Origin of the sequence: Delftia sp. ASV31 (genome assembly GCF_016428765.1) — a bacterium.
Taxonomy (GTDB): Bacteria; Pseudomonadota; Gammaproteobacteria; order Burkholderiales; family Burkholderiaceae_C; genus Comamonas; species Comamonas acidovorans.
This window is the reverse complement of the sequence record NZ_JAELTK010000260.1, coordinates 1-319: the sequence shown is the minus strand read 5'-3', so window position 1 is coordinate 319 and position 319 is coordinate 1. Positions and strand designations below refer to the sequence as shown.

Sequence of the window (319 nt, the reverse complement as noted above, 5' to 3'; positions counted from 1 at the left end):
CCCCCCCCCCCCCCCCCCCCCCCCCCCCCCCCCCCCCCCCCCCCCCCCCCCCCCCCCCCCCCCCCCCCCCCCCCCCCCCCCCCCCCCCCCCCCCCCCCCCCCCCCCCCCCCCCCCTTTTTTAATGACCCGGCGACCACCGAGATCTACACTGTTCGCATTTCGTCGGCAGCGTCAGATGTGTATAAGAGACAGCAGCTATATCGTGCGCGGCCTGGGCAACCCGGAGAGCTTCGAGAGCTGCAGCCACGGCGCGGGCCGCGTGATGAGCCGCACCAAGGCCAAGAAGATGTTCAGCGTGGAGGACCACATCAAGGCCAC

Annotated in this window: 1 protein-coding gene; it reads left to right on the top strand. The window is 73.7% G+C overall.

All coding sequences use genetic code 11. The features are described from left to right. On the top strand, positions 1 to 319 hold a 319-nt coding region (locus JHD82_RS30125; RefSeq protein WP_233174967.1), incomplete at both ends, for an RtcB family protein.